At 63.8% G+C, this 13,633-nt stretch carries 11 protein-coding genes; 8 read left to right on the forward strand and 3 right to left on the reverse strand.

Translation table 11 applies throughout. The annotated features are described in order from the left end of the window. Positions 1 to 5: 5 nt before the first annotated feature. The 3 genes from AC4FAH_RS08475 to nadC form a co-directional block, all read right to left on the reverse strand. Positions 6 to 800, reverse strand: a complete 795-nt coding sequence (locus AC4FAH_RS08475; protein ID WP_153636540.1) for an SDR family NAD(P)-dependent oxidoreductase — start codon at positions 798 to 800, stop codon at positions 6 to 8. 137 nt (positions 801 to 937) lie between these two features. Continuing rightward, positions 938 to 1,597, reverse strand: a complete 660-nt coding sequence (locus tag AC4FAH_RS08480; RefSeq protein WP_172978725.1) for a class I SAM-dependent methyltransferase — start codon at positions 1,595 to 1,597, stop codon at positions 938 to 940. A gap of 110 nt (positions 1,598 to 1,707) precedes the next feature. Further along, positions 1,708 to 2,571, reverse strand: coding sequence for a carboxylating nicotinate-nucleotide diphosphorylase (gene nadC, locus AC4FAH_RS08485; RefSeq protein WP_054556845.1), 864 nt, complete (start codon positions 2,569 to 2,571; stop codon positions 1,708 to 1,710). 171 nt (positions 2,572 to 2,742) lie between these two features. On the opposite strand from nadC, the gene ampD reads away from it, so the two are divergent. The 8 genes from ampD to AC4FAH_RS08525 form a co-directional block, all read left to right on the forward strand. Then, entirely contained in the window at positions 2,743 to 3,354 is a 612-nt protein-coding gene (gene ampD / locus AC4FAH_RS08490; protein ID WP_052384569.1) for a 1,6-anhydro-N-acetylmuramyl-L-alanine amidase AmpD, read from the forward strand. 448 nt (positions 3,355 to 3,802) lie between these two features. After that, positions 3,803 to 6,478 carry a pyruvate dehydrogenase (acetyl-transferring), homodimeric type gene (gene aceE, locus AC4FAH_RS08495; RefSeq protein WP_043333779.1) on the forward strand — a complete coding sequence of 892 codons (2,676 nt, stop codon included), beginning with the start codon at positions 3,803 to 3,805 and terminating at the stop codon, positions 6,476 to 6,478. Between the two features lie 105 nt (positions 6,479 to 6,583). Then, positions 6,584 to 8,617, forward strand: coding sequence for a pyruvate dehydrogenase complex dihydrolipoyllysine-residue acetyltransferase (gene aceF, locus AC4FAH_RS08500; protein ID WP_153636538.1), 2,034 nt, complete (start codon positions 6,584 to 6,586; stop codon positions 8,615 to 8,617). Positions 8,618 to 8,861: 244 nt separating this feature from the next. Next, positions 8,862 to 9,623, forward strand: a complete 762-nt coding sequence (locus AC4FAH_RS08505) for a TerC family protein (protein WP_043333781.1) — start codon at positions 8,862 to 8,864, stop codon at positions 9,621 to 9,623. A gap of 554 nt (positions 9,624 to 10,177) precedes the next feature. After that, the gene (adk, locus tag AC4FAH_RS08510) at positions 10,178 to 10,834 is read left to right on the forward strand and encodes an adenylate kinase (RefSeq protein ID WP_131432716.1); all 657 of its coding nucleotides are present in this window, start codon (positions 10,178 to 10,180) and stop codon (positions 10,832 to 10,834) included. 290 nt (positions 10,835 to 11,124) lie between these two features. Then, positions 11,125 to 11,820 carry a tRNA (adenosine(37)-N6)-threonylcarbamoyltransferase complex dimerization subunit type 1 TsaB gene (tsaB, locus tag AC4FAH_RS08515; RefSeq protein WP_054556848.1) on the forward strand — a complete coding sequence of 232 codons (696 nt, stop codon included), beginning with the start codon at positions 11,125 to 11,127 and terminating at the stop codon, positions 11,818 to 11,820. Between the two features lie 205 nt (positions 11,821 to 12,025). Beyond that, entirely contained in the window at positions 12,026 to 12,844 is an 819-nt protein-coding gene (locus tag AC4FAH_RS08520) for an undecaprenyl-diphosphate phosphatase (protein WP_054556849.1), read from the forward strand. Between the two features lie 296 nt (positions 12,845 to 13,140). Next, positions 13,141 to 13,633: class I SAM-dependent methyltransferase (locus AC4FAH_RS08525; RefSeq protein ID WP_490245896.1), on the forward strand; the 493-nt coding region annotated here is incomplete at its 3' end.

Raw genomic sequence — 13,633 nt, forward strand, 5'->3', positions numbered from 1 at the left:
GACGATCAGGCCATGGTGTCGACGATGCCGCCTTCCACGCGCAGTGCGGCGCCGGTGGTGGCGCTGGCCTGCTCGGAGGCAGCGTAGACGCTCATGTTGGCGACTTCCTCGGGGCTTGCCAGGCGCTGCAGGATGGAGGTCGGGCGGGCCTGCTTGACGAAGTCGGCCTCGACCTCCTCAAGTGCCTTGCCTTGCTCCTCGGCGTTCTGCTTGAGCATCTCGAGCACGCCCTCGGAGCGGGTCGGCCCCGGCAGGATGGCGTTGACGGTCACCCGAGTGCCGGACAGCACCTTGGCGAGCCCGCGCGAGACGGACTGCACCGCGGATTTGGTCATGCCGTAGTGGACCATCTCGCTGGGGATGTTGAGCGCCGATTCGCTGGACAGGAACTGGATGCGGCCCCAGTCGCGCTCCTTCATGCCGCGCGCATAATGGCGGGACAGGCGTACCGCCGACATCACGTTGACCTGGAAGAACTGCTCCCAGGTGTCGTCGTCGGTGTCGAAGAAATCCTGCGGGGCGAAGATGCCGACATTGTTGATCAGGATGTCGGTGTCCGGCACGGCGCGGATCAGCGTGTCGCAGCCTTCGCGTGTGCCCAGGTCCGCGGCCACGCCCTGTACCTCGCTGCCGGGCGCCTTGTCTCTGAGGCTGGCGACGGCCTCATCGACACGCACCTGGGTGCGGCCGGTCAAGGTGACGCTGGCGCCTGCGCGGGCAAGCCCTGTGGCGATGGCGAAGCCGATACCGGCAGTGGAACCACTGATGATGGCGCTGCGGCCGCGTAGATCAATCTGCATGCAAACCTCCTTGCAGGGAGCGACGGCGACGAGAGCCCAGGCGGGTGCCTCGAGCCGTGTCGCTTTCGTCATCCGAGTGTGCTCATTGCGTGGCGATGCCGAACGCGCAATGCAAGGGGGGGGAGTGGCGGTGCAGATCAGATCTTGCGCAGATGCATGTGGCGCAATACCCCGCCGGGGCCGAGGTCGCGGTCCTCGAGTCGCTGCACCGCATGGCCCTCCAGCAGGTTGTCCAGCGGCACATTGAGGTTGGTCGCCACCAGCCGGGCCAGAGGATTGAGCAGACGACGCAGTCGCCCGGCCGGGCGATTGCCGCGCAGGCCCTTGTCGAGCAGCGACAGCTCGCCATCGCTGGCCAGCACGCGCAGCGCTTCATCGAAGGCGCGCTGGGGCTGGGGCACCACGGCGATGATCAGGTGGGCGATGACGACATCGAAATAGCCATCGGGGAAGTCGAGCGCCATGGCGTCGCCCGGCTTGACGTTGGCATCGAAGCCCAGCGTCTCGGCACGCTCGCGACAGCGGCGCAGCATGGCGGGGGAGGCGTCGATCACCTCGAGTTCGATGTCACGGGGCAGGAAGGGCAGGTCGAGCCCGGTGCCGCCGCCGAGCAGCAGCACGCGGGTGCCCGCCTGGATATCGAGAGTCGCGATGGCGTCGCGCCGCGCGGAGCGCAGGATGCGGGCGGCCACACGGTCATAGATCGGCGCGTAGAGACTCCAGCGGCGCGTCTGCCAGCCGCCGCCTGATGCCCTGGGGGCTTCAGGTGGCGGCTGATGAGGAGATGGCGGGGACATGGGGCGCCTCCCTGGCGGCATGGCAATGTGTCGTGACAGATGGGCCGGCGTCAGTGGCGACCTCTGCAGGACAGGAGCTGGCCAGCAGGAAGGCATTCACCTGTCGTTGGCTAGCGGGTCTCGACAGTGTAGATGCGCATCGACAGGTCGATGGAGGTCACGTCCTTGGTCAGTGCGCCGATCGAGATGCAATCCACGCCGGTGGCGGCGATACCCGGCAGGGTCGCCTCGCTGACGTTGCCGGAGGCTTCCAGCACGGCCGGCTTGGCATGCGCCTTGTTGCGCGCCACGGCCTCGATGAGCTGATCGTTGTCGAAGTTGTCGAGCATGATGACGTCGGCACCGGCATCCAGCGCCTGGGCCAGCTCCTCGAAATTCTCGACTTCCACTTCGCAGGTGACGTCGGAGGCGATGTCGCGCGCCTCACGTACCGCCGCCGCGATGCTGCCACAGGCGGCGATATGGTTTTCCTTGATCAGGAAGGCGTCATAGAGGCCGATGCGATGATTGTGGCCACCGCCGCAGCTGACGGCGTACTTCTGGGCGACACGCATGCCCGGCAGGGTCTTGCGGGTATCGAGCAGGCGCACGCCACTGCCCTCGACCAGCGAGGCATAGTGGCTGGCGCGGGTCGCGGTGCCGGAGAGCGTCTGCAGCAGGTTGAGCGCCGCACGCTCGCCGGTCAGCAGCGAACGTGCCGGGCCTTCCAGCTCCAGGAAGGGCGCGTCGGCCTCGAGGCGATCACCGTCGCTGGCCAGCCACTTGAGGCTGACGCGCGGATCGAGGCGCCGAAACAGCTCATCGACCCAGGGCACACCGCACAGGATGGCCGGTTCGCGGCTGATCACGCGCGCCTTGGCCCACTGGCGCTCCGGAATCAATTCGGCGGTGATATCGCCACCGCCGACATCCTCGGCGAGCAGGCGGGCGGCGCTGGTACGGATATCCTCGGCGAGGGCGTCGTGGAAGTTCATGCGCGTCTGATCCTTGTACGAAGAGTGCTGCCGGAGCCGGGGTCTGTGCGTGTGCCAGGGCAGTGGCACAGACCCGTGGCTGCCGAGCATGCCATAATGTGCGCCATTATAGGAAAAGCCACGCGAGCGGTCAGTCCCCGCGTGCGACGACCTTCCCGTCTGGAGTCTTCGATGCCCCCCTTGTCCTCTTCCCCGCGGTCGGGCCACCTGACGCGTCTGGCGGTCACCCCCGAGCACTGGCTGGAGAGCGCCCGTCAGGTGCCGTCTCCCAATCACAATGCTCGTCCCGAGGGAGAAGTCTCGGCGCTGGTGCTGCATTCCATCAGCCTGCCGCCCGGACGCTTCGGCGGCCCGGCCATCGAGCAGCTGTTCACCAATCAGCTCGACCCTGGCGCCCACCCTTACTTTGCCGATATCCATCAGCTGCGCGTCTCGGCGCACGTGCTGATCCAGCGCGACGGTCGCCTGGTGCAGTTCGTGCCCTTCGATCGTCGTGCCTGGCACGCCGGGCGCTCGCGTTGGCATGACGGTCAGCGTGAACGCGTCGAACTCAATGACTTCACCATCGGCATCGAGCTCGAGGGCGATGAGGTGCATCCCTATCGTGATGTCCAATATCGCACCCTGGCACGCACCGTGGCCGGCCTGATGGCGAGCTATCCCGCGCTGACGCGCGAGCGCATCACCTCGCATGCGCGGATTGCGCCGTTGCGCAAGACGGATCCTGGCCCGGCCTTCGATTGGGCTTACTTCGATCGCCTGCTGGACGACATTCAGGACTAAGGTCGCAGGTGTCTCGCGATGGTGCATTGCAGCATTGTGTGGCGTCTCCAGGCAGGAAACGCCCAGTGGCGGGGCGCGTTGGTAGTTTTACTACATCACGGCTATCGAGGGCGGCTCAGTCTGGCGTATGAGTCCCGACCGCAAGGCGCATGAGGCCAGTGCTGCCGCGGGGCAGCCAAGCATTGCACCTGCCCGGTGAGTCTTGCTGCCCTGAATTGGCACGCGGGGGTGTTTGCGGTATCTTTCACGCCAAATGACTGCATCTTGTGCCCTGCTTTGGCGCAGGATGCGCGTCGAGATTGACGGCCGGCAAGACCCGGTCACGACAGGTCTATCGGAGATGCGACCCACTCAGAAGGTCGTGCCCACACTGAAGAGCGCCACTGGTTTCGATATCGCTGTTCGTCGAAACGTTTGACAAAAAATTTCTTCACTCGGAGAGACGTCTATGAGTCTGGAGGCAAGAGAAGATCTCGATCCGATCGAAACCACGGAATGGTTGGACTCCCTGGAATCGGTTCTGGATCGTGAGGGTGAGGATCGTGCCCAGTACCTGATGTCACGCCTGGCCGACCGCCTGCGTCGTGATGGCCATCAGGTGCCCTTCTCGGTGACCACGCCCCATCGCAACAGTATCCCCGTGCACCGCGAAGCGCGCATGCCGGGCGACCTGTTCATGGAGCGTCGTATCCGTTCGCTTATCCGTTACAACGCCATCGCTCAGGTGATCCGCAACAACCGTGCCCACAAGGGCCTGGGCGGTCACATCTCGAGCTTCATGTCCAGTGCGACGCTTTACGACGTAGGCTTCAACCACTTCTTCCGTGCACCGGAAGGAGATTTCGAAGGCGATCTGCTTTACATCCAGGGTCACGTGGCGCCGGGCATCTACGCCCGTTCCTTCCTGGAAGGTCGTCTCAGCCAGGAGCAGATGGACAGCTTCCGTCAGGAAGTCGACGGCAACGGCCTGTCTTCCTATCCGCACCCGTGGCTGATGCCGGATTACTGGCAGTTCCCGACCGTCTCCATGGGTCTGGGCCCGATCCAGGCGATCTACCAGGCGCACGTCATGAAGTACCTCAACTCGCGTGAGTTGAAGTCCATGTACGACCGCAAGGTGTGGTGCTTCATGGGTGACGGCGAGTGTGACGAGCCGGAATCCCTGGGTGCCATCTCGCTGGCTGGCCGCGAGAATCTCGACAACCTGATCTTCGTCATCAACTGCAACCTGCAGCGTCTTGACGGTCCGGTGCGCGGCAACGGCCGCATCATGGACGAGCTGGAAGGCGTCTTCCGTGGTGCCGACTGGAACGTGCTCAAGGTCACCTGGGGTCGCTTCTGGGATCCGCTCTTCGAACAGGACAAGAAAGGCATCCTGCAGAAGCGCATGGACGAAGCGGTCGACGGCGACTACCAGAACTACAAGGCCAATGGCGGCGCGTACACGCGTGAGCACTTCTTCGGCAAGTACCCGGAGACGGCCGATCTGGTCAAGGACATGTCAGACGACGATATCTGGCGTCTGAACCGTGGTGGCCACGACCCGTACAAGGTCTACGCGGCGTATCACGAAGCGGTCAACAACGCCAATGGTCGTCCGACCGTCATCCTGGCGCACACCGTCAAGGGTTACGGCATGGGCATGGGCGATGGCGAAGCGGCCAACGAAGCCCACCAGGTCAAGACCATGGAACACGAAGCGCTGAAGACATTCCGCGATCGCTTCGGTATTCCGCTGACCGACGAGCAGCTCGAGGAAGTGCCGTACTACAAGCCGGCGGACGACAGCCCGGAAATGAAGTACATGCACCTCATGCGCGAACGTCTGAACGGCTACCTGCCGCAGCGTCGCACCGAGTATGAAACGCTGGAAATCCCGCCGCTGGACGACAAGATCTTCGCGTCCCAGCTCAAGGGTTCCAACGGCCGCGAAGTGTCCACCACCATGGCCTTCGTGCGCGTGCTCAACGGCCTGGTCAAGCACAAGACCCTCGGCGAGCGTGTCGTGCCGATCATTCCTGACGAAGCGCGTACCTTCGGCATGGAAGGCATGTTCCGTCAGCTGGGCATCTACACCGCGGCAGGCCAGAAGTATGAGCCGGTCGACAAGGGTCAGATCATGTATTACCGCGAGGACCAGAAAGGTCAGGTCCTCGAGGAAGGTATCTCCGAAGCAGGCGCCATGTCTGCGTGGGTGGCGGCGGCAACGTCCTACGCCAACCACAACCTGCCGCTGATGCCGTTCTACGTCTACTACTCGATGTTCGGCTTCCAGCGCATCGGTGACCTGGCGTGGGCCGCAGGCGACCTGCAGGCACGTGGCTTCCTGGTCGGCGGCACTGCCGGTCGTACCACCCTGAACGGTGAAGGTCTGCAGCACCAGGATGGCCACAGCCATATCCTGGCCTCGACCATCCCGAACTGCCGCACCTACGACCCGACCTACGCTCACGAAGTGGCGGTCATCGTGCAGGACGGCATGAAGCGCATGTTCGAGCAGCACGAGCCGGTCTTCTACTACCTGGCGGTGATGAACGAGAACTACGAGCAGCCAGCACTCGAGACGGTGCCCGCAGAGGACATCATCAAGGGGATGTACCTGCTCAAGGAAGGCGGCAAGGACGGCAAGGCACGCGTTCAGCTGCTGGGTTCCGGCACCATCCTGCGTGAAGTCGAGGCTGCCGCCGAGATGCTCAAGCAGGACTACGGTGTCGACGCCGACATCTGGAGCGTCACCAGCTTCAACGAGCTGCGTCGCGAAGCGCTGGAACTGGATCGTCAGGCCTTCCTCAAGCCGGAAGAGACCCCGGCCAAGCCGCACATCACTCAGTGTCTGGAAGGACGTGACGGCCCGGTCGTGGCTGCCACTGACTACATGAAGCTGTTTGCTGACCAGGTTCGTGCCTGGGTGCCGGCTGACTATCACGTGCTCGGTACCGACGGTTTCGGTCGTTCCGATACCCGCGAGAAGCTGCGTCACTTCTTCGAAGTCGACCGCAACTTCGTCACCGTCCAGGCCCTGAAGGCGCTGGCGGATCGTGGTGAGATCGACCGCAAGGTGGTCGCGGAAGCGATCAAGACCTACGGCATCGACCCCAACAAGCCGAATCCGCTGAACGTCTGAGCGGAGATCGCGGAACAGGCGAGCGGCACTCCCTCCTCGACATCATGATGATGCGCAGGTGATTCGGGTGTCGCTCCCCGTGCACGTTTTGGAAGGAGCACGATCTTGAGCAGCGAAATCATCAAGGTTCCCGACATTGGCGGTAGTTCCGATGTCGAGATCATCGAGATAGCGGTGGCGGTGGGAGATGTCATCTCCGCCGAAGACACCATGATCACTCTTGAGTCCGACAAGGCCAGCATGGATGTGCCGGCACCGAAGGGCGGCAAGGTGGTGAAGATTCTCGTCAAGGAAGGCGACACCGTCTCCGAAGGCGACGATATCCTGGAGCTGGAAGCCGAAGGCGGTGGTGACACCTCCTCTGACGCTTCTGACGAGCAGGAAGCGCCGAAGGAAGAGGCTCTCAAGCAGGAGGCCTCTGAGCAGCAAGCGCCGAAAGAGTCCGCACCTGCGCCGAAGGCCGCTTCCGGTGGCACCCAGACCGTCGACATCGTCGTGCCGGACCTGGGCGACTCCGAAGCCGTGCCGATCATCGAGATGGCCGTCTCCGAAGGCGATGAAGTCGACGCCGAAGATGCGCTGATCACGCTGGAATCCGACAAGGCCAGCATGGACGTCCCGAGCCCGCACAAGGGCAAGATCGTCAAGCTGACCGTCAAGGAAGGCGACAGCGTCGCTTCCGGCGACGTCATCGGTCAGATGGAAATCGCCGGTGAAGGCGGTGACAGCGCGTCTGATTCCGCGCCGGCCGAGCAGGCTTCTTCCTCCGAGTCCACCTCTGAAGACACGTCTTCCGAGGCACCGGCTGCTGAAGAAGAGCCGGCCTCCGGTGAGCCGGAGCGCAAGGAATTGCGTGTCCCGGATCTCTCCGGCAGCGACAGCGTGCCGATCATCGAGATGGCCGTGGCCGTCGGCGACGAGGTCAACGAGGAAGACGCGCTGATCACGCTCGAGTCCGACAAGGCGACCATGGACATCCCGAGCCCCTACAAGGGCAAGGTGGTGGAGCTTTCCGTCAAGGAAGGTGACACCGTCTCCGAGGGTGACCTGATCGGTTACATCGAGGTCGCGGGTGCCGCGCCTGCGCCGAAGGCTGCCAAGTCAGAAGCGCCGGCAGCTCCCAAGGCGGAGAAGAGCGAGCAGAAGCCGGCTCCGACACCGGCCGGTGCGCCGAGTCCGGAAGCCCAGATGGCCGCTCACAAGCCGAGCAAGGGTGCCAAGGTCCACGCAGGACCTGCGGTTCGCCTGCTGGCACGTGAGTTCGGTGTCGACCTGGCGGACGTCTCCGGCAGCGGTCCGAAGGGCCGTGTGGTGAAGGAAGATGTCCAGGCCTACGTCAAGCAGATGATGCAGAAGGCCAAGTCCGCACCGGCAGCCCCTGCCGCGCAGGCCACCGGCGGTGCCGGTATCCCGCAGGTGCCGGATCAGGACTTCAGCCAGTTCGGTGAGATCGAAGAGAAGAAGATGGGCCGCCTGATGAAGGCCGGTGCCACCAACCTGCATCGCAGCTGGCTCAACGTCCCGCACGTGACCCAGTTCGATGAAGCCGATATCACCGAGCTCGAGGCCTTCCGCAAGTCCATGAAGGCCGAGGCGGAAGCGGCAGGTGCCAAGCTCACGCCGCTGCCGTTCATGATCAAGGCGGCGGCTCACGCGCTGGCCAAGTATCCGCAGTTCAACGTCAGCCTCAAGGCCGACGGTGAGACCCTGGTGCACAAGAAGTACGTGCACATCGGTATCGCGGTGGATACGCCGGACGGCCTGATGGTGCCGGTGATCCGCAATGCGGATCAGAAGAGCCTGCTGGAGCTGGCCAAGGAATCCGTGGAACTGGCCAAGAAGGCGCAGACCAAGAAGCTCAAGCGCGAAGAGATGACCGGTGGTTGCTTCACCATCTCGAGCCTTGGCTCCATTGGCGGTACTGCCTTCACACCGATCGTCAACACGCCGGAAGTCGCCATCCTGGGCGTCTCCAAGGCGCAGATGAAGCCGGTGTGGGACGGCGCTGCCTTCCAGCCGCGTCTGATGATGCCGCTGTCACTGTCCTACGATCACCGTGCGGTGAACGGGGCGGATGCAGCGCGCTTCACGGCGTATCTGGCTCAGGTGCTGACCGACGTGCGTCGCATGCTGCTCTGATGATGCCTGTGGCATGAAGCGCGGGTGCCGTGACCTTCCTGGAAGGTGAAGGCGCTCCTCGCTGACAGAACGGCCTCCTTCGGGAGGCCGTTTTTTTGTGCATGTCCGTTGGCGTGGCAGGGCGGCGACCGCTGTTGCTGCCCTGCACAACATGCGATGCTTCACGCCAACCTGCCGCGATCTGCCGCATCGTGCTGGCACGACCCGGAAAGGCCGGTTCTCGCAACACACAAGGAGCAAGACAATGGAATGGTTGATGGACCCTTCGGCATGGGTGGCCCTGGCGACCCTGACCGCGCTTGAGATCGTGCTGGGCATCGACAACATCATCTTCCTGTCGATTCTGGTCGCGCGGCTGCCCGAGTCCCAGCGTCAGCGCGGGCGCATGATCGGCCTGGGCCTGGCGATGGGCATGCGCATCGTGCTGTTGATGTCGCTGTCGTGGCTGATGTCGCTGACCGCGCCCCTGTTCAGCGTGGCCGACTTCAGCTTTTCGGGACGCGATCTGATTCTGGTCTTCGGGGGCCTGTTCCTGCTCGGCAAGAGCACCCACGAGATCCACGCCAACCTGGAAGGCGAAGACCCTGCCGAAGAGGGCGCGAAGAAGGGCAGCGCCAGCTTCATGGCAATCATGGTCCAGATCGCCTTGATCGATATCGTCTTCTCGCTGGATTCGGTGATCACGGCGGTGGGCATGGTCGATCACCTGATGGTGATGGTCATCGCCATCGTCATCTCGGTGGGCATCATGATGGTGGCCGCCAAGCCCATCGGCGATTTCGTCGATCGTCACCCGACCATCAAGATGCTGGCGCTGTCCTTCCTGATCATGGTCGGCATGATGCTGATGGTCGAAGGCTTCGGTGTCCACGTGCCCAAGGGCTACATCTACGTGGCGATGGCCTTCTCGCTGGCGGTGGAAATGCTCAACATCCGTCTGCGCAGCAAGCGCGCCAAGGCAGTGCGTCTGCGTCGCAGCAGCCAGGCGGAAGACGTCACCGAGTGAGACATTGGCACAGCAACGGCTGACATGACTCAGCCTGATCACGCCACGGCGACTGAGCAAGGTGGCCCGGCGTGAGTGGAAAGACGCCCTCTGCGACCGCGTGCCGCAGGGGGCGTTTTCGTATCATGACAGCCGTGTATGGCAGGTCGGCAACCGGCGAGGAGGGCGACAGGCCCTCCTGCGCGCCAAAACAGTGCCAAAGGGCGGCATACGCGCCTTTGGTGTGCTTGTGCCGGCGTCGTGTGAACGGTATCGTCAGCTCTACATTGCATGGCGATGACATAATGAGATCATCCGTGCGCGCCGTCGTTCTGCGCAGCACATATTGGTCCGCTGCCCATATTCATCCTGGTCATCGATACGCTCGATGCGTTCGGCCCTCATGAGGTAGTCGAGCGTCTCGACGCCGCGAGTTTCGCCGCTTCACCTCGATCGTGTCGACGACCAGAGCGCCTTGGATGGCTATCTGCCGCCGAGGGCAAGGTGCACCAGCGCCAGATGACCCTTTACACCCGTTTGATGCTTTTCATTTGCACACTCAAGGAGCAGTACCGATGCGTTTGATCCTGTTGGGCGCCCCCGGCGCCGGCAAGGGCACCCAGGCCCAGTTCATCTGCGAGCGTTTCAACATCCCGCAGATCTCTACCGGAGATATGCTGCGCGCCGCGGTCAAGGCCGGCAGCGAGCTGGGACTCAAGGTCAAGGAGATCATGAATACCGGCGGACTGGTGTCCGACGAGATCATCATCGCCCTGGTCAAGGAGCGCATCAGCCAGCCCGATTGCGAGAACGGCTTCCTGTTCGACGGCTTCCCGCGCACCATTCCGCAGGCTGACGCCATGAAGGAAGCCGGCGTGAAGCTGGACCACGTGGTCGAGATCGCCGTCGCTGACGAAGAGATCGTCAAGCGTCTGTCCGGTCGTCGTGTGCACCCGGATTCCGGTCGTGTCTACCACATCGAGTACAACCCGCCGCGCGAAGAAGGCAAGGACGACGTCACCGGCGAAGCCCTGATCCAGCGTGAGGACGACCGCGAAGCCACCGTGCGCAACCGTCTGTCCGTCTATCACGAGCAGACGGAACCGCTGGTCGAGTACTACTCCAGCTGGTCTGCCACTGGCGATGCCCAGGCACCTGCCTACCACCGCATCGAAGGCGTCGGCTCCGTCGACGACATTCGTGCTCAGCTGGTCAGCGCGCTGGAGCACTGATTGCCCGGCACGCTTCAGGTGGCTCAGCTGGAACAGATTGGATCGCGCTGGTGAAGCCGGCCGCCTGACGAAGAACGCCCGTAGACATTGTCTGCGGGCGTTTTTTTGTTCTTCGCCTACTGGCGCGAATCAGGAATCAGGCGTTGCGGCAGGCCGCTTGCCGGCGTGGGCGTGGGGGTTGCAGCAGGAGTGACGCCCGCGGCCGACACCAGCCGTGGACAGCCTGCGTCTTTTGCTGCCCGCGGGGGACGGGTAGAATCGCGTCACATTTTTCTGACGACGAACCGCCCATGACCACGCTTCTGGCCATCGATGCATCCTCTTCCGCCTGTTCCGTTGCCCTGTGGCAAGACGGCGTTGTTACTGCCGAGCGCTGTGAGGCTCCCCGTCAGCACACCCAGCGCATGATGCCGATGATCGAGGCGCTGCTGGCCGCTGCCGATCTGACCCTCAACGACCTCGATGCCCTGGCCTATGGCCACGGACCGGGCTCGTTCACCGGGTTGCGCATCGCCGCTGGCACCATCCAGGGCCTCGCCTTCGGTCTCGATGTGCCGGTGATCGGCGTCTCGACGCTGGCGGCCCTGTCACTGCAGGCCCACCGCCTGCATCACGCGCGTTTCGTGCTGCCGATGCTGGACGCACGCATGGGCGAGCTCTACACCGGCGCCTATCGCGTCGTGACGCGCGCTGACGGCGAGATAGAGGTCGAGCAGGTGCTACCCGAGCAGGTCTGCGCTCCGGGCCTGCTGGAGCTGCCTGCGGCTCTGCGTGAGCATGACTGGCTGGCGGTCGGCTCGGGACTGGTGATGCACGACGAGCTGCCCGAGAGCGTGCGTGCCAGCCTGGCGCTGCAACTGCCCGAGCCGCAACCGGATGCCGAGGCCATGGTGATGCTGGCCGCCCAGGCGTATGCCCGCGGTGAAGCGGTGTCGGCGGTCGAGGCCCAGCCGGTCTATCTGCGCAATGAGGTGGCATGGCGCTGATGGCGCCAGGGATTGCCATCTCGTTGTGTCATCGTGGGTTCAGCCAAGGCTGACATAAGATTCGCGCATCATCATGTCGCGCCCGACACTCGCGGCGCGGCTTGACGCAAAGCGTTGTTCTGTCACTACGGCACGTGCAGTGCCACAGACGATGTCTGTCGTCCGTGTGGGCCACTGAGGCCCGTCTCTCTTAAAAGGATGTTTCATGGAACTCATGCATGTGGTGGCGTTGGCCGTCATTCAAGGTCTGACGGAATTTCTGCCGATTTCCTCCTCCGCCCACCTGATTCTGCCCTCCCAGGTGTTCGGCTGGCCGGACCAGGGGCTGGCGTTTGATGTCGCGGTACACGTCGGTACCTTGCTGGCCGTGGTGATGGCCTTCCGCAAGGATGTCGCCAATATTCTCGCTGGCTGGTTTGGCCAGTTCAGCGGCGGCGGCACGCTGGCGGCGCGCCAGACCGAAGACAGCCGTCTGGGCTGGGCGGTGTTGCTGGCGACGCTGCCGGCCGTGATCTTCGGCGGCCTGCTGGGCGATGTGGTGGAAACGGCCGGGCGCTCGATCGCGGTGATCGGTACCACCACCATCGTCTTCGGTCTGCTGCTGTGGTGGGCGGACGTCAAGGGCGCACGCACGCGTGACCTGGCGACGCTGACGCTCAAGGGCGCGCTGATCATCGGCCTGTTCCAGGCGCTGGCCCTGATTCCCGGCACCTCGCGTTCGGGCATCACCATCACCGCCGCGCTGCTGCTGGGCTTCGAGCGTCAGAGCGCTGCGCGCTTCTCCTTCCTGCTGTCGATTCCGCTGATCGTCGCGGCCGGCCTGCTCAAGGGCCTGGAGCTGATCGAGACCGGCAGTGAAGCGCAGCTGTTCGATGTCGCCCTCGGCGTGGTGCTGTCCTTCGTCTCCGCGCTGGTGTGCATCAAGCTGTTCCTCAAGGCCATCGACAGCATCGGCATGTTGCCCTTCGTCATCTACCGCCTGCTGCTGGGCATGATGCTGTTCGGCATGCTGTTGCTGCTGTAAGCCATGCGCGCGATGACGTAAGCTTGTCTCCTGACGGCGTCGCTCTTGCGGCGCCGTCGGCGTTTGTCAGCCTGATCGCATGCCATGCGAGTTTCCCTTTTCCTGCGTTCACCGTTTCGCTTCACCGTTTCTCATAGAGCCCATCCATGCTGCCACCCGAAGACTCCCTCGCTGCCCATGATGCAGCCGCCGATGCCGCTCCCGTGATCGCCATTGCCCGTTCACGGCTGCAAACGCGCCCGGAACTCGCCACGCTGGCGGCACATTTCGGTATCGCGCTGCGGGAAGATGACGAGATGCCGGCGCTCAAGCTCGAGGTGGCGCTGGACGAGCAGGGCGCACCGCGCCTGGTGATCGCCGGAGACGAGCGTGAATACGGCAAGCCGCTGTGCGTCGATTTCGTCGCCGGTCGTGCCGATCATCGCCGTCGTTTCGGCGGGGGGCGCAACCAGCTGATCGCACGGGCCTGTGGTCTGAACCGAGGCGTACTGCCGAGCATCGTCGATGCCACTGCAGGGCTCGGGCGTGATGCCTTCGTGCTGGCGAGTCTCGGGGCACCGGTATTGATGATCGAACGCGTGGCGGCCACGGCGGCGATTCTGGTCGATGGCCTGACCCGGGCACAGGGCTGTGCGGATGACGAGATTCGCGACATCGCGCTGCGCATGCAGGCGCTGCACGGTGATGCCACGCGGGAGCTCGGGGAGCTGGTGACGCAGTGGGACCAGCCGCCGCAGGTGGTGCATCTCGACCCGATGTACCCGCACCGTGACAAGTCGGCACTGGTCA

The sequence above is a fragment of the Cobetia sp. genome, assembly GCF_983723665.1.

Bases quoted from the DNA above. Each gene is read 5' to 3' on its own strand.
- ampD (WP_052384569.1), top strand. From the start codon at position 2,743: ATGCCCCCCTTGTCCTCTTCCCCGCGGTCGGGCCACCTGACGCGTCTG.
- nadC (WP_054556845.1), bottom strand. From the start codon at position 2,571: ATGAACTTCCACGACGCCCTCGCCGAGGATATCCGTACCAGCGCCGCC.
- AC4FAH_RS08505 (WP_043333781.1), top strand. From the start codon at position 8,862: ATGGAATGGTTGATGGACCCTTCGGCATGGGTGGCCCTGGCGACCCTG.
- AC4FAH_RS08480 (WP_172978725.1), bottom strand. From the start codon at position 1,597: ATGTCCCCGCCATCTCCTCATCAGCCGCCACCTGAAGCCCCCAGGGCA.
- aceE (WP_043333779.1), top strand. From the start codon at position 3,803: ATGAGTCTGGAGGCAAGAGAAGATCTCGATCCGATCGAAACCACGGAA.
- adk (WP_131432716.1), top strand. From the start codon at position 10,178: ATGCGTTTGATCCTGTTGGGCGCCCCCGGCGCCGGCAAGGGCACCCAG.
- tsaB (WP_054556848.1), top strand. From the start codon at position 11,125: ATGACCACGCTTCTGGCCATCGATGCATCCTCTTCCGCCTGTTCCGTT.
- AC4FAH_RS08520 (WP_054556849.1), top strand. From the start codon at position 12,026: ATGGAACTCATGCATGTGGTGGCGTTGGCCGTCATTCAAGGTCTGACG.
- AC4FAH_RS08475 (WP_153636540.1), bottom strand. From the start codon at position 800: ATGCAGATTGATCTACGCGGCCGCAGCGCCATCATCAGTGGTTCCACT.